This window comes from Enterobacter cloacae complex sp. FDA-CDC-AR_0132 (genome assembly GCF_003010695.1).
Lineage (GTDB): Bacteria > Pseudomonadota > Gammaproteobacteria > Enterobacterales > Enterobacteriaceae > Enterobacter > Enterobacter ludwigii.
This window is the reverse complement of the sequence record NZ_CP027618.1, coordinates 3227014-3252265: the sequence shown is the minus strand read 5'-3', so window position 1 is coordinate 3252265 and position 25252 is coordinate 3227014. Positions and strand designations below refer to the sequence as shown.

Annotated in this window: 21 protein-coding genes and 1 pseudogene; 7 read left to right on the top strand and 15 right to left on the bottom strand. The window is 56.7% G+C overall.

Annotated features, from left to right (window positions below):
- Positions 1 to 61 precede the first annotated feature (61 nt).
- The 3 genes from AM379_RS15685 (at position 62) to hcr (ending at position 3737) form a co-directional block, all read left to right on the top strand.
- A complete protein-coding gene (locus AM379_RS15685; protein ID WP_020884841.1) occupies positions 62 to 961 on the top strand; it encodes a lysine exporter LysO family protein in 900 nt (299 codons plus the stop codon).
- A gap of 144 nt (positions 962 to 1105) precedes the next feature.
- Positions 1106 to 2758, top strand: a complete 1653-nt coding sequence (gene hcp, locus AM379_RS15680) for a hydroxylamine reductase (RefSeq protein ID WP_106503890.1) — start codon at positions 1106 to 1108, stop codon at positions 2756 to 2758.
- Positions 2759 to 2768: 10 nt separating this feature from the next.
- Positions 2769 to 3737 carry an NADH oxidoreductase gene (hcr, locus tag AM379_RS15675; protein WP_014169350.1) on the top strand — a complete coding sequence of 323 codons (969 nt, stop codon included), beginning with the start codon at positions 2769 to 2771 and terminating at the stop codon, positions 3735 to 3737.
- 57 nt (positions 3738 to 3794) lie between these two features.
- On the opposite strand, the gene AM379_RS15670 is transcribed toward hcr, so the two are convergent.
- The gene (locus AM379_RS15670) at positions 3795 to 4229 is read right to left on the bottom strand and encodes a DoxX family protein (protein ID WP_032677784.1); all 435 of its coding nucleotides are present in this window, start codon (positions 4227 to 4229) and stop codon (positions 3795 to 3797) included.
- A 151-nt stretch (positions 4230 to 4380) separates the two neighbouring features.
- On the opposite strand from AM379_RS15670, the gene poxB reads away from it, so the two are divergent.
- The 4 genes from poxB (at position 4381) to AM379_RS15650 (ending at position 9692) form a co-directional block, all read left to right on the top strand.
- Positions 4381 to 6099, top strand: coding sequence for a ubiquinone-dependent pyruvate dehydrogenase (gene poxB, locus AM379_RS15665; RefSeq protein ID WP_014169348.1), 1719 nt, complete (start codon positions 4381 to 4383; stop codon positions 6097 to 6099).
- A 38-nt stretch (positions 6100 to 6137) separates the two neighbouring features.
- Complete coding sequence (gene ltaE / locus AM379_RS15660) at positions 6138 to 7139, top strand: low-specificity L-threonine aldolase (protein ID WP_020884843.1); 1002 nt, start codon at positions 6138 to 6140, stop codon at positions 7137 to 7139.
- Between the two features lie 10 nt (positions 7140 to 7149).
- The gene (locus AM379_RS15655) at positions 7150 to 8589 is read left to right on the top strand and encodes an SDR family oxidoreductase (protein ID WP_025204577.1); all 1440 of its coding nucleotides are present in this window, start codon (positions 7150 to 7152) and stop codon (positions 8587 to 8589) included.
- A gap of 89 nt (positions 8590 to 8678) precedes the next feature.
- Positions 8679 to 9692 carry an NAD-dependent epimerase/dehydratase family protein gene (locus AM379_RS15650; protein WP_068794453.1) on the top strand — a complete coding sequence of 338 codons (1014 nt, stop codon included), beginning with the start codon at positions 8679 to 8681 and terminating at the stop codon, positions 9690 to 9692.
- 62 nt (positions 9693 to 9754) lie between these two features.
- Here the strand turns inward: AM379_RS15650 and AM379_RS15645 are convergent, their stop codons facing one another.
- From AM379_RS15645 to gspD, 14 genes and pseudogenes are all read right to left on the bottom strand, one after another.
- Positions 9755 to 11584: a chitinase gene (locus AM379_RS15645; RefSeq protein WP_106503889.1), complete on the bottom strand. Its 1830-nt coding sequence runs from the start codon at positions 11582 to 11584 to the stop codon at positions 9755 to 9757.
- 144 nt (positions 11585 to 11728) lie between these two features.
- Positions 11729 to 12169, bottom strand: a complete 441-nt coding sequence (gene iagB, locus AM379_RS15640) for a type III secretion system invasion protein IagB (RefSeq protein WP_014169343.1) — start codon at positions 12167 to 12169, stop codon at positions 11729 to 11731.
- Positions 12170 to 12306: 137 nt separating this feature from the next.
- On the bottom strand, positions 12307 to 15000 hold the full coding sequence (locus AM379_RS15635) for a glycosyl hydrolase family 18 protein (RefSeq protein WP_106503888.1): 2694 nt from the start codon (positions 14998 to 15000) through the stop codon (positions 12307 to 12309).
- 260 nt (positions 15001 to 15260) lie between these two features.
- The gene (locus tag AM379_RS15630; RefSeq protein WP_106503887.1) at positions 15261 to 16058 is read right to left on the bottom strand and encodes a prepilin peptidase; all 798 of its coding nucleotides are present in this window, start codon (positions 16056 to 16058) and stop codon (positions 15261 to 15263) included.
- A complete protein-coding gene (gspM, locus tag AM379_RS15625; protein ID WP_020884851.1) occupies positions 16055 to 16540 on the bottom strand; it encodes a type II secretion system protein GspM in 486 nt (161 codons plus the stop codon). The genes AM379_RS15630 and gspM overlap by 4 nt, the downstream gene beginning before the upstream one ends.
- Positions 16537 to 17670, bottom strand: a complete 1134-nt coding sequence (gspL, locus tag AM379_RS15620; protein ID WP_063925468.1) for a type II secretion system protein GspL — start codon at positions 17668 to 17670, stop codon at positions 16537 to 16539. Before gspL ends, gspM begins: the two co-directional genes overlap by 4 nt.
- 15 nt (positions 17671 to 17685) lie before the next feature.
- The gene (gene gspK / locus AM379_RS15615) at positions 17686 to 18696 is read right to left on the bottom strand and encodes a type II secretion system minor pseudopilin GspK (protein ID WP_106503886.1); all 1011 of its coding nucleotides are present in this window, start codon (positions 18694 to 18696) and stop codon (positions 17686 to 17688) included.
- Complete coding sequence (gspJ, locus tag AM379_RS15610; RefSeq protein ID WP_020884854.1) at positions 18693 to 19316, bottom strand: type II secretion system minor pseudopilin GspJ; 624 nt, start codon at positions 19314 to 19316, stop codon at positions 18693 to 18695. The genes gspK and gspJ overlap by 4 nt, the downstream gene beginning before the upstream one ends.
- A complete protein-coding gene (gene gspI / locus AM379_RS15605) occupies positions 19313 to 19693 on the bottom strand; it encodes a type II secretion system minor pseudopilin GspI (RefSeq protein ID WP_063925214.1) in 381 nt (126 codons plus the stop codon). Before gspI ends, gspJ begins: the two co-directional genes overlap by 4 nt.
- Positions 19686 to 20171 (bottom strand): type II secretion system minor pseudopilin GspH, encoded by a 486-nt coding sequence (gene gspH, locus AM379_RS15600; protein WP_014169335.1) that lies wholly within the window; start codon positions 20169 to 20171, stop codon positions 19686 to 19688. Before gspH ends, gspI begins: the two co-directional genes overlap by 8 nt.
- Positions 20171 to 20620, bottom strand: a complete 450-nt coding sequence (gspG, locus tag AM379_RS15595) for a type II secretion system major pseudopilin GspG (protein ID WP_014169334.1) — start codon at positions 20618 to 20620, stop codon at positions 20171 to 20173. The genes gspH and gspG overlap by 1 nt, the downstream gene beginning before the upstream one ends.
- A gap of 3 nt (positions 20621 to 20623) precedes the next feature.
- A pseudogene (gene gspF / locus AM379_RS15590) lies at positions 20624 to 21833 on the bottom strand (type II secretion system inner membrane protein GspF).
- Positions 21833 to 23311, bottom strand: coding sequence for a type II secretion system ATPase GspE (gspE, locus tag AM379_RS15585; RefSeq protein WP_059306520.1), 1479 nt, complete (start codon positions 23309 to 23311; stop codon positions 21833 to 21835). The pseudogene gspF and the gene gspE overlap by 1 nt, the downstream one beginning before the upstream one ends.
- Positions 23312 to 23325: 14 nt before the next feature.
- Positions 23326 to 25242, bottom strand: coding sequence for a type II secretion system secretin GspD (gspD, locus tag AM379_RS15580; RefSeq protein ID WP_032677771.1), 1917 nt, complete (start codon positions 25240 to 25242; stop codon positions 23326 to 23328).
- Between the last annotated feature and the right edge of the window lie 10 nt (positions 25243 to 25252).

Here is a 25252-nt window from a genome sequence, read left to right as displayed (position 1 = left end):
GACAACGTTTATTGGGTAGTGTCTCTGGCGCTTAACAGATACTCACAAGGACCCGTTGTTCATGTTTTCAGGACTCCTCATCATTCTGCTGCCTCTGATTGTGGGCTACCTTATCCCGCTGCATCGCGAATCCGCGTTACGGCTTATCAACCGTTTTCTGAGCTGGATTGTCTACGTCATTCTTTTCTTTATGGGGATAAGCCTGGCGTTTCTGGATAATCTGGCCACCAATCTGCTGGCGATCCTGCATTATTCTGTCGTCACCTGCGCCGTTATTTTGCTGTGCAATATTGCCGCACTTTTCTGGCTTGAGCGCACTATTCCGTGGAAAAATCACCACCATCAGGAAAAACTGCCGTCACGAATTGCAATGGCGCTGGAATCTTTAAAATTATGCGGCGTCGTGGTGCTGGGTTTTGTTCTTGGGTTAAGCGGATGGAATTTTTTACAGCACGCGACGGAAGCCAGTGAATATACCCTCATTTTCCTGCTGTTCCTTATCGGTATTCAGCTGCGAAATAATGGCATGACGTTGAAACAGATTGTCCTTAATCGCCGTGGAATGATCGTCGCGGTTATCGTCGTCATTAGCTCACTGGTGGCGGGCGTGATTAACGCTTTTATCCTCGGCCTGCCGTTAAAAACCGGTCTGGCAATGGCCTCCGGATTTGGCTGGTATTCCCTTTCCGGTATTCTGCTGACTGAATCGTTCGGTCCGGTCATCGGGAGCGCCGCCTTCTTTAACGACCTGGCGCGAGAATTAATTGCCATTATGCTGATCCCGGGCCTGGTGCGCCGCAGTCGCTCGACCGCACTGGGTCTGTGTGGCGCCACGTCGATGGACTTTACCCTGCCGGTTCTGCAGCGTTCAGGTGGGCTGGAGATGGTGCCTGCCGCCATCGTACACGGCTTTATTTTGAGCCTGCTGGTTCCCGTTCTGATGGCGTTTTTCTCCGCCTGATACTCCTCTGGCGGTAGGCTTTCTGCCGCCAAAATTGCGCTAAATCAATCTCCCTCTATTTTGTAGAAGAAAGCCCTTTTCACCGTTCAGTCACAAGCATAATCTCAAACATGTATATCAAATATAACTTTAACAGGTGTGATTATGTTTTGTGTGCAATGTGAACAAACCATCCGTACCCCGGCAGGCAATGGCTGCTCTTATGCGCAAGGTATGTGCGGCAAAACCGCAGAAACATCAGACCTGCAGGATCTGCTGATTGCCGCCCTGCAAGGCCTTTCCGCATGGGCATTCAAGGCCCGCGAATATGGCATTATTGACCACTATGTAGACAGTTTCGCCCCACGCGCCTTTTTCTCCACGCTGACTAACGTTAACTTTGATTCCCCGCGCATCGTCGGCTATGCCCGCGAAGCAATTGCATTGCGTGAAGCGCTGAAAGCGCAGTGCCTGAGCGCCGATGCCAACGCGCGGGTAGAAAACCCAATGGCAGACCTGCAGCTGGTGAGCGATGACCTGGGCGAGCTGCAGCGTCAGGCAGCAGAATTCACCCCCAACAAAGACAAAGCGGCGATTGGCGAGAACATTCTCGGCCTGCGTCTGCTCTGCCTGTACGGCCTGAAAGGGGCCGCGGCCTATATGGAACACGCGCACGTTCTGGGCCAGTACGATAACGCTATCTATGCTCAGTACCACAAAATCATGGCGTGGTTGGGTACCTGGCCTGCCGAGATGAATCCGCTGCTCGAATGTTCAATGGAAATCGGCCAGATGAACTTCAACGTGATGCGTATTCTGGATGCCGGTGAAACCCGCACCTACGGCCACCCGACGCCGACGCAGGTTAACGTTAAAGCGACCGAAGGCAAGTGCATCCTGATCTCCGGCCATGACCTGAAAGACCTCTATAACCTGCTGAAGCAGACCGAAGGCACGGGCGTTAACGTCTATACCCACGGCGAAATGCTGCCCGCACACGGCTACCCGGAACTGCGTAAATTTAAACACCTGGTCGGGAACTACGGTAGCGGCTGGCAGAACCAGCAGGTTGAGTTCGCCCGTTTCCCGGGTCCCATCGTGATGACCTCTAACTGCATCATCGACCCCACCGTTGGCGCGTATGACGACCGCATCTGGACCCGAAGCATCGTTGGCTGGCCGGGTGTGAGCCACCTGGAAGGGGATGATTTCGGCCCGGTCATCGCCCAGGCGCAGCAGATGGGTGGCTTCCCGTACAGCGAAATCGAACATCTGATCACCGTCGGCTTTGGTCGCGAAACCCTGCTCGGTGCCGCGGATTCACTGATTGACCTCGTGAGCCGTGAAAAACTGCGCCATATCTTCCTGATTGGCGGCTGTGACGGCGCGCGCGGTGAGCGTAACTACTTCACCGATTTCGCCACCAGCTTACCGGAAGATTGCCTGATCCTGACGCTGGCGTGCGGTAAATACCGTTTCAACAAGCTGGACTTCGGCAACATTGAAGGTTTGCCACGTCTGGTCGATGCGGGTCAGTGTAACGACGCCTACTCTGCCATCATTCTGGCCGTCACGCTGGCGGAAAAACTGGGCTGCGGCGTCAACGATCTGCCGCTGTCGCTGGTGCTCTCCTGGTTTGAACAGAAAGCGATTGTCATCCTGCTGACCCTGCTCTCTCTCGGTGTGACCAACATTGTGACCGGCCCCACCGCACCCGGCTTCCTGACACCGGATCTGCTGGCCGTGCTGAACGAGAAGTTTGGTCTGCGTTCCGTGACCACCGTAGAAGAAGATATGCAGCAGCTGCTGAGCGCGTAAGGAGTTATTCATGACCATGCCAACCTCACAATGTCCGTGGCGGATGCAGGTTCATCACATCCATCAGGAGACGCCGGATGTGTGGACGCTGTCCCTGCTGTGCCATGACTACTATCCGTACCGTGCAGGTCAGTATGCGCTGGTCAGTGTCCGCAACTCAGCGGACACGCTGCGCGCCTACACGATCTCCTCAACGCCGGGCGTGAGCGAGTACATCACGCTCACTATCCGCCGTATCGATGATGGCGCAGGCTCGCAGTGGCTGACCCGGGACGTGAAGCGCGGGGATTACCTCTGGCTGTCGGACGCACACGGGGATTTCACCTGTGACGATAAAGCGGAAGATAAATTCCTGCTGCTGGCCGCCGGGTGCGGCGTCACGCCGATCATGTCAATGCGTCGCTGGCTGGCGAAAAACCGTCCGCAGGCTGATGTTCAGGTGATCTTCAGCGTGCGCTCGCCGGAAGATGTGATCTTTGCCGAAGAGTGGCGTAACTATCCGGTGACGCTGGTGGCGGAACATAACGCAACCCACGGTTTTGTCGCCGGACGTCTGAGCCGTGAACTGCTGCAAAGCGTCCCGGACCTCGCGGATCGTACCGTGATGACCTGTGGGCCGGCGCCGTATATGGATATCGTTGAGCAGGACGTGAAAGCGCTGGGCGTGACCCGCTTCTTCAAAGAGCAGTTCTTCACCCCGGTGGCGGAAGCGGCAACCAGCGGAATTACGTTCACCAGACTGCAGCCTGCTCAGACTTTCTTTGGCCGGGTCGGCACCACGCTACTGGACGCGCTGGAAAGCAACAACGTGCCGGTGGTGGCAGCATGCCGTGCTGGCGTGTGTGGCTGCTGCAAGACCAAAGTGGTCTCCGGTGAGTACACCGTGACGAGCACCATGACGCTGACCGAGGCAGAAATCGCCGACGGATACGTGCTGGCGTGCTCGTGTCATCCACAGGGCGATCTTGTGCTGGCGTAATCAGCCAACGCGCGAATGACGGGGGTAAGCGCTCGCGTTTACCCCCGGTTAGTACGCCTACCGCCAGACCGGCGCTTTCCCCAACGCAAAACGCCCAGCGCCTAAACATGCTACCGCCAACGCACCGATAAAGAAGTACACCAGGCTCTCAATCGCCCAGGCACCTACCGCGTCCAGCGCAAAGGTTTCCCCCGTCCCGACCATCAGCCACGCCACAATCATGGTAAACGCCAGCACCAGTGCCGCCGGGCGCGTAAAAAGCCCAACGATAATCAGGACAGGTGCCACCACTTCGCCAATGAGCACGCCGTAGGCGATAAACCCCGGTAATCCTTTTTCCACCAGCATGCCGCTGATGAACCCCACGCCACCCAATAACTTGTGTAAACCGTGAAAAAGCATCAACCCACCGACGGCAAGTCGTAACAAGAGTTTGCCGGCATCGTCGCACGATAGCTTTTCATTAACAGCAATTAACAATGATTTAACCATTTGAAATGATTCCTGTTTTCATCTGTGTGATGACCAGATTATGCCGAATCATTGCGGGTGAAAAGCACCTTTTAATAAGGGGTAAAGCGCGGCAATACAGTGACTTTCTTCTAAGCTTGTAAGCGATATCACTTAAAGGAGATGGACACCCATGAAACAAACCGTGGCTGCATACATAGCAAAAACCCTCGAGCAGGCAGGCGTAAAGCGCATCTGGGGCGTAACCGGCGACTCCCTGAACGGGCTGAGCGATAGCCTGAATAAGATGAAGACCATTGAATGGATGCCAACCCGTCATGAAGAGGTTGCCGCCTTCGCGGCTGGGGCGGAAGCGCAGGTGACGGGTGAACTGGCCGTCTGCGCCGGATCGTGCGGACCGGGCAACCTTCACTTGATCAACGGCCTGTTTGACTGCCACCGCAATCACGTACCGGTCCTGGCAATTGCCGCCCACATCCCTTCTTCCGAAATCGGCAGCGGCTATTTTCAGGAGACGCATCCTCAGGAGCTGTTCCGTGAATGCAGCCACTATTGCGAATTAGTTTCCTCACCAGAACAAATCCCTCAGGTTCTGGCCATTGCAATGCGCAAAGCCGTGCTTAACCGCGGTGTTTCGGTGGTCGTTATTCCCGGCGACGTGGCGCTGAAGGCCGCGCCTGAAGGTGCCAGTTCGCACTGGTATCACGCCCCACAGCCTGTCATCACGCCGGCTGAAGAAGAGCTCAAAAAGCTCGCGCAGCTGCTGCGTTACTCCAGCAATATCGCCCTGATGTGCGGCAGTGGCTGTGCGGGCGCGCACAAAGAGCTGGTGGAATTTGCCGGCAAGTTAAAATCCCCGATTGTTCACGCCCTGCGCGGCAAAGAGCACGTCGAATATGACAATCCGTATGACGTGGGCATGACCGGACTGATCGGTTTTTCCAGCGGTTTCCACACCATGATGAATGCCGACACGCTGATCCTGCTCGGCACCCAGTTCCCGTACCGCGCGTTTTACCCGACGGATGCCAAAATCATTCAGATTGATATTAACCCGGGCAGTATTGGTGCCCACAGCAAAGTCGATATGGCGCTGGTAGGGGACATCAAATCCACCCTCGCCGCCCTGCTGCCGCTGGTGGAAGAAAAAACCGACCGGAAGTTCCTCGACAAAGCCCTCAGTGATTACCGCGATGCACGCAAAGGACTGGACGATCTTGCCAAACCGAGCGACAAAGCCATTCATCCCCAGTATCTGGCGCAGCAAATTAGCCATTTCGCGGACGACGACGCCATTTTTACCTGCGACGTGGGCACCCCGACCGTCTGGGCGGCACGCTATCTGAAGATGAACGGCAAACGCCGTCTGCTGGGGTCGTTCAACCACGGTTCGATGGCCAACGCCATGCCGCAGGCGCTGGGGGCCAAGGCCACCGCACCAGAGCGTCAGGTGGTGGCGATGTGCGGTGACGGCGGGTTCAGCATGCTGATGGGCGATTTCCTGTCGGTTGTGCAGATGAAGCTCCCGCTGAAAATCGTGGTCTTTAACAACAGCGTGCTGGGCTTTGTGGCGATGGAGATGAAGGCAGGTGGCTATCTGACGGACGGCACCGAGCTGCACGACACCAACTTCGCGCGCATCGCTGAAGCCTGCGGCATCACGGGTATTCGCGTAGAGAAAGCCTCAGAAGTCGATGAAGCCCTGCAGCGTGCCTTCTCCATCGACGGTCCGGTACTGGTGGACGTGGTGGTGGCGAAAGAAGAGCTGGCGATCCCACCGCAGATTAAACTCGAGCAGGCCAAAGGATTCAGCCTCTATATGCTGCGCGCCATCATCAGTGGACGCGGTGATGAGGTAATCGAACTGGCAAAAACCAACTGGCTCAGGTAAAACATTTCACATAACCTCTTAAATTAAAGGGATGTGAAATGATTGATTTACGCAGTGATACCGTTACCCGTCCGGGTCGCGCCATGCTCGAAGAGATGATGGCCGCCCCGGTCGGGGACGACGTCTACGGTGACGATCCAACGGTGAATGCGCTGCAGCGTTATGCCGCCGAGCTAAGCGGTAAAGAGGCCGCCCTGTTTCTGCCATCCGGCACCCAGGCCAACCTGGTGGCGTTGCTCAGCCACTGCGAACGCGGTGAAGAGTATATTGCCGGTCAGGGCGCGCACAATTACCTGTACGAAGCAGGCGGTGCGGCGGTACTGGGCAGCATTCAGCCTCAGCCGATTGATGCCGCCCCGGACGGCACCCTGCCGCTCGACAAGGTCGCGGCGAAAATCAAAGTCGATGATGTGCATTTCGCCCGCACCAGGCTGCTCAGTCTGGAAAACACCCACAACGGCAAAGTGCTGCCGCGCGAGTACCTGAAAGCAGCGTGGGAATTCACCCGCGAGCGCAAACTCGGGCTGCACGTGGACGGCGCGCGCATCTTTAACGCCGTGGTGGAGTATGGCTGCGAGCTGAAAGACATCGCGCAGTATTGCGATTCGTTCACTATTTGCCTGTCTAAAGGGCTGGGGACGCCCGTTGGCTCGCTGCTGGTGGGCAATGCGGACTACATCAAACGCGCGGTCCGCTGGCGTAAGATGACCGGCGGCGGGATGCGCCAGGCCGGTATTCTGGCAGCAGCCGGACTGTACGCCCTGAAAAACAACGTGGCCCGCCTGAAAGACGATCATGAAAACGCCGCGTGGATGGCCGCACAGCTACGCGAGATTGGTGCAGACGTTATGCGCCACGATACCAACATGCTGTTCATTCGCGTGGGCGAAGAGCACGCTGCTGCGCTGGGTGAGTTTATGAAAGCCCGTGGCGTGTTGATCAACGCCTCGCCGGTGGTACGCCTGGTTATGCACCTGGACGTTAATCGTCAGCAGCTGGCAGACGTGGTGAAACACTGGCAGGCGTTTTTACAGCGCTAAGGAGCAGAGCGTGCCGCAACGTATTCTGGTACTCGGTGCCAGTGGGTATATCGGTCAGCATCTCACCACTGCGTTAAGTCAGCAGGGGCACCAGGTGCTGGCCGTGGCACGCAACACGGAGCGTCTGCAAAAACTGCACCTGCCCGGGGTGACCTGTCACAACGTCGATCTCAACTGGCCCACGACGCTGCCGGCGTTACTGGAAGGGGTCGACACGCTTTACTACCTTGTTCACAGCATGGGCGAAGGGGGCGATTTTATCGCCCACGAGCGTCAGGTGGCGATGAACGTCCGCGACGCGCTGTTGCGCACACCGGTGAAGCAGGTGATTTTTTTAAGCTCGCTGCAGGCGCCTGCTAACGAGCAGTCCGATCATCTTCGCGCCCGTCAGCTCACGGCTGAAACCCTGCGCGGCGCCAATATTCCCGTCACCGAACTGCGGGCGGGGATCATCGTCGGAGCTGGCTCCGCCGCGTTCGAAGTGATGCGCGACATGGTGTACAACCTGCCGGTGCTTACCCCGCCGCGCTGGGTGCGATCGCGCACCACGCCGATTGCGCTGGAAAATTTACGCCATTATCTGGTGGCCCTGCTGGACCATCCGGCTGAGCAACACCGCGTGCTTGAGGCTGCCGGCCCGGAAGTGCTGAGCTACCAGCAACAGTTCGAACATTTTATGCGTGTCAGCGGCCGCCGACGCTGGCTGATCCCCATTCCCTTCCCTACCCGATGGATCTCGGTGTGGTTTTTAAACGTCATTACGTCCGTGCCACCAACGACCGCAAAAGCGCTGATCCAGGGGCTCAAACACGATCTGCTGGCCGACGATCGCGCGTTGCGTGCGCTGATCCCCCAGACGCTGATCCGTTTCGATGACGCGGTACGCAATACGCTCAAGGAAGAGGAACAGCTGATGAACTCCAGCGACTGGGGCTACGACGCCCAGGCGTTTGCCCGCTGGCGGCCTGAGTACGGTTACTTTCCTAAACAGGCTGGCTGCACGGTGAACACCCCGGCCAGTCTGGCGGACCTGTGGGAGGTGGTGAATCAGATTGGCGGCAAAGAACGCTATTTCTTCGGCAATATCCTCTGGCAAACCCGTGGCGCACTGGATCTGCTGGTAGGACACAGGCTGGCGAAAGGCCGTCCTGCGCACCCGTATCTTGCGGTAGGCGATACGGTTGACAGCTGGAAGGTGATCATCGTCGAGCCCGAAAAACAGCTGGCGCTGCTGTTTGGCATGAAAGCGCCCGGTCTGGGACGGTTGTGCTTTACGCTAAAAGACAAAGGCGACCATCGAGAACTGGACGTTCGTGCCTGGTGGCACCCGCACGGTATGCCGGGGCTTTTCTACTGGTTGTTAATGATCCCCGCTCACCTGTTTATCTTTCGCGGAATGGCGAAACGTATCGCGCAGCTGGCAGAACAAAAGACGAAAATAACTCAATAAAACTCTTATTCTTTCACCTTTCCCATTGCAACCCGCCGTAATTCACGAAAGAATGCGCACGAAATTCTTTTTCAACACAGTGGATTGATATGAAGGTACTGGTTACCGGGGCGACCAGCGGCTTAGGCCGAAATGCGGTCGAGTTTCTGCGCAACAAAGGCATCAGCGTCAGGGCCACCGGTCGCAACGAAGCGATGGGTAAACTGCTGCAAAAAATGGGCGCAGAGTTTGTCCATGCCGACCTGACGGAGCTGGTCTCCTCTCAGGCCAAGGTGATGCTGGCCGGTATCGATACGCTGTGGCACTGCTCCAGTTTTACCTCCCCGTGGGGCACCCAGGAAGCTTTTGACCTCGCCAACGTGCGTGCCACCCGTCGTCTGGGTGAATGGGCCGTGGCCTGGGGCGTGCGTAACTTTATTCATATCTCCTCCCCGTCTCTCTATTTCGACTATCACCATCACCGCGACGTGCAGGAAGATTTTCGCCCGGCGCGCTTTGCCTGTGAGTTTGCCCGCAGTAAAGCGGCCAGCGAAGAGGTGATCGATCTGCTGGCACAGTCGAACCCGCACACCCGTTTTACCGTATTGCGTCCTCAGAGCCTGTTCGGCCCGCATGACAAAGTGTTTATCCCGCGTCTGGCGCAGATGATGCACCACTACGGCAGCGTGCTGCTGCCCCGCGGTGGCGATGCGATGGTGGATATGACGTACTACGAAAATGCGGTCCACGCCATGTGGCTGGCAAGCCAGCCTGACTGCGATACCCTGATTTCCGGTCGCGCGTACAATATCACCAACGGTGAGCCCTGCACGCTGCGCAGCATCGTGCAAAGGTTGATTGACGAGTTGCAAATCGACTGCCGTATTCGTTCCGTGCCCTACCCGATGCTGGATATGATTGCCCGCAGTATGGAGCGTCTTGGGAGTAAATCGGCGAAAGAGCCTGCGTTGACGCACTACGGTGTCTCAAAGCTCAACTTCGATTTTACGCTGGATATCACCCGCGCAGAGAACGAACTGGGGTATAAGCCGATTGTCACCCTGGATGAAGGGATTGTGCGTACTGCCGCCTGGCTGCGTGACCACGGTAAATTGCATCGCTAGTTAAGCACGCACATCTCAGAGAACAGAGACGAAAACGGCAACCCGAAGGTTGCCGTTTTGTTTTACAGCGCCGTCCAGGCGTCTGACCACGCCAGACCCGCGCCTGGCTCGTAGTACGCCGGGGCATTGTTACACCAGCCGCTGTACGGGAACGGTTTGCACTGGAACAGTTTACCGTGGTTATTCACGATATCGCCTGCCTTGTACTTGCTGTTCGCGCTCCACGCGGCGTAAGCACCTGAGGTACCGTCGTTTTCAGACGGCGTCGTGGCTTTCGCTTTAACGTTCAGCAGATAGGAGGTGGTGCTGCTCAGCTCACCATCGCTCACGGTCAGGCTGACTTCGTACTGTTGAGCCGTCGCAGACTCGGGCGCGGTAAAGGTCACCACCGCCTTGTCTTCACCGGTGACCGTCTGGCCATCCTGTGAACGCCAGGTGTAGGTCAGCGTGTTGCCGTCCTGGTCAGTGGATCCTTCTGCGCTCAGGGATACCTGCGCGCCCGCTTCCACCGCACCGATTGGGCCCGCAATCTGCGCGACCGGGGCGTGGTTCACCACGGTCGGTTCTGCCGGCGTTTCGTCCGGAACCGGTGCCGGTGCCGGGGTTTCATCTTCCGATGGCGTCGGTGCCGGAGTGACCGGATGCTCGTCCGGCGTCACGGCGGAACCGTCATCGTTGATAATGTTGACGTTATAGAATTTCTTCACGCAGTTCGTGTAGTCACCTTCTTTAAAGGCGCTGAACGGCGTCTGATAACCGACCAGCTGGCAGGAATACGTTTTACCGTCTGGCGTATCGGCACTCCATCCCCAGTCCTGCTCCCAGTAAATCTTCAGCGCACCGGAGCCGCCTTCATCGAACTGCTTCATGTTGGCACAGCCGAGCACTTCATTTGCCGGAACAGGCACTTTCAGGTACTTCGCAAACTCTTTGTAGTACTTGATACGGTTTTCAGACTGGGCAATCTCAGTCGGGCCACCACACTCTACGCCACCGTTAATGATCTGGGTGGTCACGCCGAAGCCCGGAACCAGGCCGTTGGCTTTGTCATGATCGTTTGGCTGCCAGGTGCCGTCGATAACCTGCAGCATGCTCGGTTTCGGCGGCTGCGGGTAGGCGAAGAAGAAGATGGCGCTTGCCAGGTTCAGCCAGGTGTCAGCCACCAGCTCCGGCTTGTCGAGCAGCGTGCGGACAGTGCCGAACATCGCTTCAGAGAACGGACCGTAGTTGCAGTTATAAGACAGCTGTTTTGCCCCACGGCCAAAGTAACTCACGAAATCGCCGTCTTTGTCTTTGCCGCACGGCCAGGTTTGTCCCTGCCAGATATCAGGATTACATTCGCCGTTGTAACCGCCTTTCTGCCCTTCGGTCCAGCCCATTTCGCGAACGTGAACCAGCGCCTGACGCCATTCGGCTTCCGGACGCCAGCTTTCGTGGCCGCCGGTTTCCTGTGCGAAGTGGGCAAACATGGTGGCCAGCTCTTTACGGCAGATGGCGTCGCTGTCACGGCCGTCGTTGTAGGTCTTACACAGCGCCGGGAATTTGCCCACCGCTTTCAGGAAGTTACTGTAGGTGTAGGACTGTGCTCGCATCGGGAAAAGGTATTCCCAGTCGCTGGCCTTCACAATGCCTTCAACGCGTTTGACGTTATCCGGGTTCGCTGCACGGCCTGGCTCAATCAGCTCAACCTGGGCATTATCCAGCGTACGAATGGTGTCTTTAACCGACGCCATCAGTGGAAAGTTAGTCAGTTCCTGTTCTTTCTTCGCCAGATCGCTGGCTTTCAGGGTGAACGGCTCGCTGGTGGTTGCCTGCAGCGTCGCAGCCTGTGCCATGAAAGGCGCAATGCATGCACCCGCAACGAGCACGCTCAGTAAGGTCCTTTTGGTCATTTCAACTCATCCTATATATAGCAACAAGGGTTAATGCAATCACGGTTTATGTATTATTCCCTTAATAAATAAACCAAAGAGTGCGGTAATTTTTCATTTTCTGAAGCGCACCTCTGGGTACGCTTCAAAAAACAAAAAGCAGAATTAATAAGAGGAACGAGGTTTTATCTCCTGATATTTCGCCCAGACCTTGCGGGCATAATTCATACGCTTTGAATAATTCTCTTTTTTCACTCCCGCGTTATAAGCCCCGACGGCTTCCCAGTTATAGCCATATACGTTGATCATCGTCGACAGTATTGACGCGCCCACCATAATGGAGGTGCAGGGCTCGGTCACAAGCCGGTTCTCGTCAATGCCCTGGCGCTGCAGTTCGCTGAAATGCGTGCTGTTAATCTGCATTAATCCCACATCCCGCGAGCCATCCTGATTCCACCCCACGGCATTCGGATTCATACCGGATTCCACCTGCGCAATGGCATATAATAAATACGGATCGACATGATAATAATGCGCCGCTTTATCCCAGCAATTTGCTGTCGCACTCTGACTTAAAATAAGCAATAACAATAAAAAGCGTTTCATCTCATTACCTGTTTATTTACTGACGATCCTTCTCCTTGCGCACGCTGTCTTATTCCGGAAGGGGTTGACCACACCCGAAACGGGGTGTGGTCAACGATTGCAGGCGATATCAAACCCGCAACCTCAGGCTAAGAAGGTTATTTGCAGTCTGCTGACGCGCCTTCTTTCACCCATACATCGCTGTTACCTGGTTTATCACCACGGGTCCACCATTTCGCACGGTAGACATACCCCTGGTAGGTGGTCGTATCGCCACCGTTGTAAACCACATCTGAACGCCAGTTCATCTTCACCTGGCTGACCAGCTCCCACGCATCCGCGTCAAAGCCGGGTTTATTGCCCTGTGTCCAGTACTTCGCTTTCCACACCAGGTTGTCGGCGCTCACGGTGTCACCACTGTTGTAGATTTTGCTCGCACTCCAGGCCGGGTACTGGCTGGCACTGGCATCAACAGGTGCATCACAGCTGCCGGTGGCAGAGCCTTCATCAGAAGGTGGCGTGACCTCATCGGCTGGTGGTGTCACCTCGTCAGATGGCGGCGTGACCTCATCGGCTGCTTTTGGCGTGACAATAACCTGCACGTTCGATTGAACGCTGGTTTTACCGTCGCTGACCACCACGCTCAGGGTGTAGGTGGAATCGGAAGCGACAGCCGGTGCGGTGATATTCACGTTCGCGGTGTCAGTTCCGGTTGCGTTCATGTCCGCCGGCACGCTCCAGGCATAGGTCAGCGCGTCACCATCCGGATCGGCAGCCTGCGCATGCAGGGCATAGGTTTCACCCGCCTGCAGCGTGATGCTTTCCATCGGGTTGACCACCGGTGCCTGGTTCGCTTTAGGTGCTTTGTTCACGACCTGAACATCAATGGCATTCGTCAGGCCTTTCGCATCTTTCACCGTCAGGCGGAAGGAGAGCGTCTGGTTCTGAGTCACTGCCGCCGCGCCGAAGGAGGCTTTGGCTTTCGTGCTGTTGGTAAGGGTTACGGCTGGACCGGAAATCTGGGTCCACTTATAGGTAATGGCGTCGCCGTCCGGATCGCCAGACGCAGAGCCATCGAGGGTGACGGTAACAGGCCCGGTCACGGTCTGATCGGCAGCCGCAGCGATCGGCGCATGGTTGGTGACAACGGGATCAACCGGCGTTGAACCGCCGCCCAACAGGCTTTCGTTCATCGCATTAAGGATGTCGCCATTGTCCGAGTCGATGGACCAGGAGAACAGACCGCCCAGGTTTTTCGCCAGCACATACTTACCTTTTGCCGTGGTAGAACGCGCGTCTTCATAGGTAATCAGGTCGCCGGTGGCTTTATTGAACAGATACGGCGCTTCTGCCGCGGCATCGTATTTGTATTCCCAGCCTGGCTTGCCTTTGTACTCGTTCGCAATCTGACGGTAGTCAACCACGCCCGGTTCCCAGGTGCCTTTGACCGCGCCCGTTGCCGTACCGGTGAACGGATTGTCGCCGGTGTAGCCATGAACGCCGGTCCAGCCGCGACCGTACATGCCCGCCCCCACAACAATCTTGCCCGGCTGCACGCCCTGCTCCAGCAGCGCGTTCACGCCGTTTTCAGTGGTGTAGTTGGTGTCCGGTTTCCACTCCGCGCCGTGCAGCGCCGCCTGGTGGCCGAGATCAGTGTTGCTCCAGCCGCCGTAGAAGTCGTAGCTCATCAGGAAGATGTGGTCGAGGTACTGCTGCGCCGTGGTGTAATCCACGTCTTCAATTTTGTCTTTACCGGAACCAATGGCGGTGGTCAGTTCGTACGTACGGCCCGTTTCTGCTGACAGCTCGTTCAGCATCGCGCGCAGATCGTGCATCACCGCGGTATAGGTGGCTTTGTCCTGAGCAGGGTTGCCAAGATTTTCCGACACGCCACCTCCCCCCGGGAATTCCCAGTCAATATCGACCCCGTCGAAGAATTTCCAGGTTTTCAGGAACTCTTTCACGGAAGAGACGAAGCGCGCGCGGATCGCGGAATCATGCATCTGGAAGAACGGATCGGACATCGTCCAGCCGCCAATGGAAGGCAGCACTTTCAGATCCGGATGGGCTTTTTTCAGCGCCATCAACTGACCAAAGTTACCTTTGTAGGGGTCGTCCCAGTTGGTCACGCCAGCCTGCGGTTTTTGCAATGCCGCCCACGGATCGTGAATGGCCACGGTGTAATCCTGACGGCCCGCACAGGCGCGCTGCAGCGCGGCGAAGCTGTTGCCGTTCTCAACCGTTTTTAACCCGTCGTTGATGCCATCACCACCACAGATCGGAATGAAACCGTACAAAATGTGATTCAGGTTCGCCGCAGGGATTTTATCCACCGGGAACTCACGCCCATAGACGCCCCACTCAGGGAAATAGGCACCCACCACTTTGTCCGTATGTTGAGAGAAAGTTTTGTTATTTTCCTTCAGGGTGGTGTTCAGCGGCAGCAGATGGCTCCCGTCCGTGTCCGCCACGATGATCAGTTTGCTGGCACTTTTAGAACACCCGCTGGCGTTACAGAGTTCAACCTGCTCCTGATAGCGTCCGCCCTTTTTCACTTTGAAGGTGGCTGACCCGGAGGCGCTTGCGGCACCACTCCACACGGCCTGACCATCCAGAAGCACTTTCGCCGAGGTTGGCGCATCGCCGCTCCAGACGTTCCACTCAACTTTCACATCCGCGCCATCATGGACTTTCACAAGGCTGTTATAGTCTTGCGCTGCCTGGTCAACTTCAACAATCGCAAACTTATCATTGCCACTGCTGAGGGTTGGCGTACCTGGCGCCGCCGCGAAGGCAGAGCTGGACGCCGCTGCAACGAAAAGCGCCAGATATTTAGGCTTCATAAATTTCATTTTTATTTCCTGATAAATTTATTTGTAAACGTTAATGACCCATGTCTTCCTTTAAAACATGGAATAGTTTTTTACAGACTTTGAATTTCAACTTAAGCAATAATCGTTAACCGCTATTTCTGTGGCGCGCTGTATTCCTCCATTAAAAGATACAAGCTCGAATTCTGTGAAGCTTATGTCTTTAACGATACGCTGAATAAATATTGTATTCCTTTCATTCCCCAATCGAAAAAATCGCTAAAAAAACTTGACCGGTGTATTCAGAATGTGGGACAGGCAACCTGATAAACAAAAACCGTCATGCCGGCAAAAGCTAAATAAGGACCGAAAGAAATAACGCGGTTATTTTTATTCGCATGTGTTGTCGCGAAATATCCGACAATACCGCTTAACGCGGCAATCAATTCCAGGGTGGGCAGTGCCTGCCAGCCGCACCAGGCGCCTAACGCCGCCAGAAGTTTAAAATCGCCATAGCCTAATCCTTCTCGTCCGGTAAGCAGACGAAATACCCAGTAAAGAGACCAGAGCGAAAGGTAGCCAGCCACCGCCCCCACCAGCGCATCCTTAAGCGGTAGCGTGTGGTCAACGAGGTGTAACAACAGTCCTGCCCACAGCAACGGCTGGGTCAGACAGTCAGGGAGAAACTGATGCTGCCAGTCAATCATCGCCAGCGGCAGCAGAAACGCGGCCAGCAACCACAGTGAGAACAACGCCGGTTCGCCCGGAATCCACAAGGCGGTGAGGCCAAAAAAGAGCGCGGTGACGAGTTCGAGCATCAATAAGCGCAGCGGGATGGCCGTGCCGCACTGCCTGCAGCGCCCGCGCAATATTAGCCAGCTGACCAGCGGGATATTCTCCCAGGCCGCAAGATCATGCTGGCACACCGGGCAGTGAGAGGCCGGAAACAGCAAGTTGCCCGCGCCTTCCTCCTCCATCACCATGCCCGGCACGCGCTCGGCGACAACGCCCAGAAAACTGCCCACCATGCTGCCCAGGATCGCACTCATCACCGGGAACCCCACCGGGTGGATTTCCCGCATCAGCGCAACGGTGTTCATGCGGTTTTGCGCCAGGTGAGCTGCACTTCTGCTTTCACATCACTGAGGTGATCGACCGGCGTAAGGTTCATTTTTTGCAGCCTGACGCCGGAGGTCTGGTTGATTTCCCGCAGCCAGTTTTTTAATTCATACACATTTACGCGGTTCACCACGAACGATAAGGTTTGCCCGTCCTGACGCACCTCCGTCAGGGAAAGGTTAATTTCATGAGCGCTGTTCTCCACCACCGTGCGCGGGTTATCCGTTTTAATGATCATCACCGGAAGGTGGTGTTTATCTATTTCTCTGCGCATCCAGTTCAGCGTCTCTTTTTGTCGGGTCAGCGTTGATTTGCTATTTTGAATCATATTATCCAGTGGCATCATGCCCGCGTAATAAACAGCCGCGGCCAGGAGGGCAACGGCACCGGTTTTTAAAATATATTTCTCCCGGATGCTGTATTGTTGATAACGCGACGTTAGCTTCGTGATTCGCTCTTTCATTTATATTTCCCTGCGATCATGGCGGTATAAGGTGCAGTGGTAGAAACAGGCTGTAGGGTGAAATCAAAATGCTCCCCTGTTTTCTCCACAAACGACTGCAGCGCGGCCTGGCTTTGCGCACTGACGCTCAGGGTCAGCGCATTTTGTTGCGCATCGTACTCAAGCAGGGAGATCTCAAGTGCGGGTACGTCCTGCCTGGCTTGCTCAAGATCATCCAGCTGCAGGAATATCCCTTTGTGCTGCTTTTTCATGTTTTGACCAAAGTGGTATTTGATATTGGTCTGCTGGCGAATGCTGGGAAAATGGTGCTGATAAACCTGAACGATCTCCTGCTGAACCCGATTTTCCTGCTGTACCAGCATCCAGGCCATCGCGATCCGCGGGCCCAGCAACAGCCCGAGAGACAGCAGGCCCGCCGCCGCCATCGCGATTTTTATTCCTTTAGACGCGCTGCCTTTCCCTGCCTTCGGGCTGAATTCACCGTGCAGGAGGGTGACCCGACAGGATTGCCACTGGGGCTGGATCAACACCAGCGGATGCTGCCACGGTTGCAGAAGATCCACCCCGACACCGGCTGGCGGTTCGCCGTAACAGCACACGTCACCGTCTGGGGTTTTTTGCATCAGCAGCGGCAGCAGGCTGGCCTCCATTTCGCTGGCGACATGGGGCGACAGGCGCAGCCAGTAGCGGTCATCCAGGGCAACCAGCGTGCTTCCTCCTGCCGTCACCGGCAGCAGCCAGGCATCCGGCAGCACCTGAATCACCTTCAAACCGGCCTCCTGGCAACGGGCTAACCACCCGCGCAGAACATCGGTATCAATCGCCACCGCGTCAACGTTGTCCCCCTTTTTGTGAAGCACCGTCCAGTGAAGGTTGTCCACCTCGCCAATGAGCGTCTCTTCCGCCAGCCACGAGAACGCCGCCGTCTGAGAGGCAACTTTTTTCGGCAACGTAAAATGGCGGAAGATCATGTTGCCCGCGGGCAACAGTAAACAGACCCGGGCCGCGAGAGGATGGTCTGCCAGCGCGTCAAGGCGCTCCACAACGTCAACCTGCTGGCTGCCGGAAGCACACCACATTATTTTCCCGCCCTCACGGCTGTCGGGACGAACAAAAAGTACCTGTTTCATAGCCATCTGCTTTTCTTATTCAATCATTCGGTAACGACGTTGCCACGTCACGATCTCACCGGCTTCGTTATTGACCTGAAGCTGGCTTACCACGCGAAGCGTTAGCGCATCGGTGGTGCCGGTATAGTTAACGCGGAAGTACCGGCTTTGGGTGGAGAGTTGTCCGGCCACCTGCGGAAGGTCGTCTTTCACCTGCGGGAAGGCCTGCTCCAGCGCGTTGCTGAAGGTTTCCATATTTTCCCAGCCGGTTTCAGGTCGCGATTCAATCAGGCGAACGGCATCGTCTTGCGTTATTTTTCCGGGGAACATGGCGGCCAGTAAGGCGGCCTGTTCCGGTTTCAGGGTGTTCACATCCACCTTGCTGGCGGTATCCGGTAAGGCACACAGCAGCGTGCTCACCTTCCGGTATGCCGTTGCCGGAAATGCCGGCAGCAGCGTGATCTCAGCGATCGTGCGCATCATCTGATTTGCGGGCTGCCGGGGGGGCACCACGCCCGCCCAGGCATCGCTCTCCGCCCCCTCGCTGGCCGTGGTGGTATCGCCATCCAGATAGTCCACCAGCTGCGAGTAAACTTCGTGCGCCGTGGACTGGCTGAGGCCACTCCCGGTCAGGAGTTGCTCAACAATCTGCTCTTTCCGCGGTTTTTCCGGCACCGCGGGCGCATTTTGCCCCTGCGCGATGTCATCGGCCGCCAGCAGGTTATTCACGTTGAAGCAGTCCTGGGCGTCTTCCACCTGACTGACCACCGTGTAATCGTCACCCCGGGTCTCCAGCGGCTGGTGCCAGTCACCCTGCAGGGTAAGGGCTTTACTCTCACCGCTGGCGTCGCTCTGCAGACGATCTTTGACCACCCTCTCCTGAGCCTGCATGGCCCAGCGCAGCTGCTGCTGACTCACCTGGTAATGGGTTTTCTGCAGATTGCGGCAGAACTGCTGGCTGATTCTGGCAGCCAGCGCCGACATCATGACCAGCAGGATCAGTACCACCAGCAGCGCGACGCCTTTCTGTTTACGTAAAGCCTTCATGATGTCGCTTCCGCTGCAGGTGGCGCTGCAGGTGCGTCTGCGGGCGCTGGCGCGGCGGCCTCGGGGATATCGCCCGGCGTTGTAAACACCCAGCGCCAGGTTTCCCCGTTTTCCATTGTCAGCGTCAGCTCGACGCCATCCGGCAGATGTGCCGGGTCGTTCCAGCTTTTTTGCCAGCCCTGACGGTAAAAACGCCACTGCAGGGATTTCACCTCGCCGACAATCGGCACCGCATCGGGTCTGGCATCCGCCGGGCTGTCAATCACCGGCCAGACATCCCGGTACAGTCGCCCCTCTTCCAGCCGCCAGCGCACGCGCTCCAGCTGTACGGTTCCGCTCACGCCGTTCAGCGTGGTCAGCTCAAGGCCGTCATCTCCCTGACGAAATGTATCCGGCTCGTTGCGCGGCGCACGCGCCTGAAGCTGATAGAAATCGCGCTCCATCAGGCTCCAGGCACGCTGAAGCTGATTGAGCTTTGCCGCGCTGGCCTCCGTCGCCGAACTGGTGCGCATCGCCCCGTCGAGGATTTGCCAGGCCAGGGTGCTGATCACCGCAAAAATGGTCAGCGCAATCATGATCTCCAGCAGGGTAAATCCCCGCTGGCGTCGGATTTTCTTCACGGTTCCTCTCCCGGCGCGATGACCTGCAGTGAAATAACCGGCTGGCTTTCATCGCCTTCTGCATAGACACGGATGGCATTCGCCCAGACGTTAGCCGCGGTTTTTACGCGCTGCTTTCGCCAGGCCCAGCTGCGCCCGCCCATGACCTCTGCCCCCTGCGCTTCAGCATCAGGAAAATCACGTCTGTTGAGCTGCGCCTCCGCCAGTTGATTTTCGGCGACCCAGCTGGCCTGCAATGTATCGGCCAGCCCGTGGGTGAAACGCACGTTCAGGGAGACCGAGTTCATCAGCGCCAGTGCGGCGGTGGAGAAGATGACCAGCGCGACCATCACCTCCAGCAGAGTCATCCCCTTTTGCTTTCTCTTGCCGTTAGCCATCGTTTTCTACCGTTACAGGGGCCGCGCCTTGCGACACCACGCGGAAATGGTGCGCGTTGTCGCGGCTTTGCAGCGCCAGCGTAAAGCGGCTGATTTCACCGTCTGGCAGAAATAACACCTGCGGTTCGGATGTCACCGTGGCGGCGAGACGCTGCGGCGTGAGCGAGACGTGCATCTCCGGCGGGAAATCACCCCGGGTCGTTATCCGCCCCGCGGATAACGACACCCAGTGACGTTCACCGTTTTTATCCTCGAGCGTCACCAGCCGGTATTTATCCGCGGTCATAACCAACCCCACGATATTTCCGTCCATCACTGCCCGGTCTGAACCATAATCAACGAGGGCTTTTAATTGCTGACCAAATATATCCGCACCGCTGCGTGAGGGTATTGTTGAAACCACCATCATGGCGCAACTGGCAAATATCACCAGCGCCAGAATAATTTCCAGCAACGTAAAGCCGCGTTGACGTTTCATTATTTCTCTTTCTTATCCAGAGACCAGTTTGTAATATCATCGGCGGTATTGGCTTCGCCATCCGGACCTGCGGAGAAAACGTCTACGGCACCGTGTTCACCCGGGCTGACCAGAATATAATCCCCGCCCCACGGGTCCTGCGGCAGGCGGCGGATATAACCGTCCGCACGGTAGCCGTTGGGAATGGGCGCAATCTCTGGCTTCGTGACCAGCGCCTGCAAGCCCTGCTCGGTGGTGGGATAGCGGTGATTATCCAGCTTATACATATCCAGCGAGCCTTCGAGCGCGACGATATCGCTGGTCGCTTTTTGGGTATCCGCTTTTTCTTTATTGCCCATTAAATTGGGTACCACCATACTCGCGAGTACGCCGAGAATAACAATAACCACCATTAATTCGAGCAAGGTGAAGCCCGCCTGGCGAGCCAGGTGTTTGCGTTTTATAGCCATGATTTAACCTACCATATTATTAAGTTGCAGAAGCGGTTGTAATATTGACAGGACGATGAATAAAACAATCGTCGCCATAGATACCACCAGTGCCGGTTCAAATACCGACAGCGTTAACGTAATACGATGCTGTAATGCCGATTCCTGGTTTTCCGCCGCGCGGTCCATTAAATGGCCTAATTCCCCACTCTCTTCCCCGGAGGCAATCATATACAGCATGGTCGGCGGGAATAATTTCGCCTGCTCCAGAGCCGCATAAAGCGATGCACCCTGGCGCACGGTATCCGCCGCCTGCTCCAGCACCTGCCGGGCATACCGGTTTTCGATCCCGTCCATCGCGATATACATCCCCTCCAGCAACGGCACGCTACTGGCCTGCAGAATGCTCAGGGTACGGATATAGCGGGCGCTGTTGATGGCGCAGACCAGCTTTTTGACGGGTGAACCGTTCACCAGCCAGCCGTGCCAGCGAAAACGATTTTTAGCGTTTCGAAGCCAGGCCTTAAAACCCATCATCCCGCCTGCCAGACTGCCGACGATATAGAGGCCGTAAACCTGCAGGAAATCACTCACCGCGATCAGCGTGCGGGTGGTGATCGGCAGCTGCTGTTTCATATGGGTGAACTGCTCAATCACCTGGGGCACAACCGCCACCAGCAAAATGCCGATCACCGCGATGGCCACCACGGTCAGGGTGATCGGGTAGACCATCGCCTGCGTCAGTTTACTTTTCATCTTCTGACGCTGCTCGTTGTACTCGGCCAGCTTTTCCAGCACGTCGCCCAGATGGCCGGTCTTTTCACCGGCCATTACCAGCGTGCAGTAGAGCTTGTCGAAGCTGCGCGGAAACTGGCTGAAAGCGTCAAACAGCGTATGCCCTTCCACCACCTTCTCGCGGATGTCCACCACCATCGCCGCGAGCTTTTTGTCCTCCGTCTGTTTCGCGATAGCCTTCAGCGCGCTCTCCAGCGGCAGCGCAGCGTTGACGAGCGTCGACAGCTGACGGGTAAACATCGACAGCACCGGCTGTGGAGAGTTTTGCCCCGGCGTTCGCATTACCGGCAGCCGCAACCTCACGGGTTTCGTTGATGCTGACGGGCATCAGCTTTTGCTCGCGCAACATCTGGCGAACCTGCTTTTGCCCCTCAGCCTGCAACGTGCCACGCCGGGTTTTGCCCGCGGTATCCCTCGCCGTCCAGGCGTAGAAGGCCATTACGCATCTCCTCCGCGCTCGGCGGTGACGCGCATCACCTCTTCCAGCGAAGTGACGCCACCGATCACCTTCAGCAGCCCGTTCTCACGCAGGCTGTAGGCCTGCTTAAAGAGCTCGGTTTCGATGGCCATTTCGTCTTTATCTTCATGAATGGCGCGGCGCAGGGTGCTGTCGACCACCAGAAATTCATGAATACCGGCGCGCCCCTGATAGCCGCTCTGGCGGCAGTGTTCGCACCCCACCGCGCGATAGATCGCGTGTGGCGGCTGGTCCATAAAGCTGAACAGCGCCTTTTCATTGTCATCCAGCGGACTGGTGGTACGGCAGTGCGGACACAGCCGACGCACCAGACGCTGGGCAATGACCCCCAGTAACGATGAACCGATTAAAAACGACTCCAGCCCCATATCCCGCAGGCGGGTTATCGCCCCGGCGGCGCTGTTGGTGTGCAGCGTAGACATGACCAGGTGACCGGTGAGCGACGCCTGCACCGCAATTTGTGCCGTCTCGGCGTCACGGATTTCGCCGATCATCACCACGTCCGGGTCCTGGCGCAGAATCGCGCGCAGCCCGCGGGCAAAGGTCATGTCCACACGCGGGTTAACCTGCGTCTGCCCCACCCCTTCCAGCTCGTATTCAATAGGATCTTCTACGGTCAGGATGTTGCGCTCATGGCCGTTCAGCGCCGAGAGAATCGCGTACAGGGTGGTACTTTTACCGGAACCCGTTGGCCCGGTGACCAGGATAATGCCGTGCGGACGGTCAATCAGCCCTTGTAACTTCTCCCGTTCTTCATCAATCAGCCCAAGCTTGTTGATATCAGGCTTGAGATTGCTTTTATCGAGCAGACGCATGACCACGCGTTCACCATACTGGGACGGAATGGTCGATACGCGCACGTCGACCGCCTTACGGCCAATGCGCAGGGAAATACGGCCATCCTGCGGCAGACGTTTCTCCGCGATATCCAGCCGGGACATCACCTTGATACGCGAAACCAGCAGCGGCGCGAGCTTACGCGCGGGCTGCAACACCGGTCGCAGCACGCCGTCGACGCGAAAGCGAATGCTCAGCGTACGCTCGAAGGTTTCAATATGAATATCCGACGCGCCCTCTTTTACCGCCTCGCCGAGAATGGCGTTGATCAGGCGGATCACCGGCGAGTTTTCATCGTTATCGAGCAGATCTTCGTTGTCCGGGATCTCCTCGGTTAACGCCATCAGATCGATATCGGCGTCCATATCGTCCACCAGTTGCTGGGACACCCCGCTGCTCTGCTGCCAGATCCTGGCCAGCATTTCATCGAAGGCTTCCGGCGTCAGGGTGACCGGGACAAACGCGCGTCCCAGCACCCGACGCACTTCCAGCAGCGCGAGTGCCGGGGTGTCATCACGGATATAGACCGCATCGTGATAAAATAAAACGCCGTTATCTTTTGCGTAGCCGCTGCTACACAGGGTTTTGCTCAGTTCGTCCACGTGATACCTCCGCCTTACTCTTTAAACGGATTGCGGGACGCGCTGGTTTTCACCGTTGCAGCACTCGCAGCAGGGAACGCGGGTAACACGGCGTTATCCGCCGGTTCAATGATCCCGAGCTTTTTCTCCTCAACGCGCTGCTGCTGGCGGGCGCGGATCTGGTCATATTTCTCTTTCGACGCCGCGCTGTAGTTGTCGTCGTCACGCAGCACGGTGGTATGAATAAAGACCATCAGGTTGCGTTTGGACGCGTCCTGCGAGGTGTAGCGGAAAAGCTGCCCGACCAGCGGAATATCCCCCAGCAGCGGCACTTTGGACACCGACTGCTTAGTGACATTCTCCATCAGGCCACCGAGCACCACCGTTTGCCCGCTGTGCACCATCACTTCGTTATTGATGGTTCGGGTATTAAAGGTTGGGCCAAGGCTGGCGTCTTCCGTTGCGCTGTTGTCGACGCTTGAGACTTCCTGCTCAATCTTCAGGTGGATCATGTCGCCGTCGTTGATTTGCGGCACAATTTTCAGTTTGGTCCCCACCGTCTTGCGCTCTACGGAGTTAAAGACATTATCGCCACTGGTGGTCTGCGAACCGGAAAGCACCGGCACGTCCTGACCGACATTGAATGACGCCTCTTTGTTATCCAGCGTGACCACGCTTGGCGTGGAAAGGATGTCGTTTTTACCGTCAGTTGAGAGCGCGGTCATCAGCGCACCGAAATCACCGTTAAAGAAGCCGGTCGCCAGGCCAGTAAAGCTGGCGCCCTTGATGGTGCCATTTTTTATCTGACTAATGGGCAGGCCGGTGGAGCCGAACTGGACGCCACCGTGCTTGCCGGTCCACTGCACGCCGAGATCCAGACCGTTGCCGTCCTGCACTTCAGCAATGATGGCTTCCACCAGCACCTGCGGACGGCGGATGTCGAGCTTGTCGATCACCTTCTCAAGGGAGTTCATCACGTTAGGCTGCGCGGTGATCACCAGCGAGTTGGTTGACTCGTCGGCGGTAATATTCAGATCGGTTGCCGCGGTGGCGGTTTTCGCCTTTGCGGTGCCGGCTTTGTCTTTCAGCTGTTCGCCAATACCGGTGAGCACCGGAACCACTTTGGTGGCGCTGGCGTACTTGAGATAGAAGACGCGGGTATTCCCCTCGTTGTTCTGCTCGCGATCTAACTCATGGATCAGGCTGCGGGTACGCGTGCGCGCATCCTCCGAACCGCTGATCACCAGGCTGTTGGTTTCGTCATCTGCCACCACTTTGGTGGCCAACTGCGGCGCGTTCTGCCCTTTCTGCTCTTCGTTGTTGAGATTATTCAACATGTCGGAGAGCGCTTTGGCGGAAGCAAAGCGCAGAGGGACGATTTCGCGACGCTGAACACCGTCTTTATCCACTCGCTGGACCAGATCCACCAGCCGGTTCACCACGGACGCTTTACCGGTTAACAGCAGCACGTTGGAAGGCTCGAAGTGCACCACGTTGCCGATGCCGGTGGCATCGTTCAGTTGACGCAACAGCGGCGCGAGTTCACGCACCGGCACGTTTTCCATGCGCACGACACGGGTAATAATTTCATCGCCTTTGCCCGGGTTTGTGCTGTCTGCCAGCGGCGCACCGGCGGTGCGGGCCACGCTTGAGCGCACCACTTTAACCATGCCGTTATCCATCGGGATCACCGAGAGACCGTAGAGATCCAGCACGCTCAGGAAGAACTGGTAATACTCATCCTCCGTCAGCACGTTGTAGGTTCTGACGGATACAGAGCCCTGAACCGACGGGTCGACGAGAATGGTTTTGTTAAGGTTGCGGCCTACCGTATCGATAAACTCGCGGATATCGGTATTTTTAAAACTCGCGCTAAAGTTGGCTGCGAGCAGCGAACCCGAATATAACGACAATGCGGTCAGCGCCACGCACGCCCATGGAAATTTCTTCATGTCTGTACAC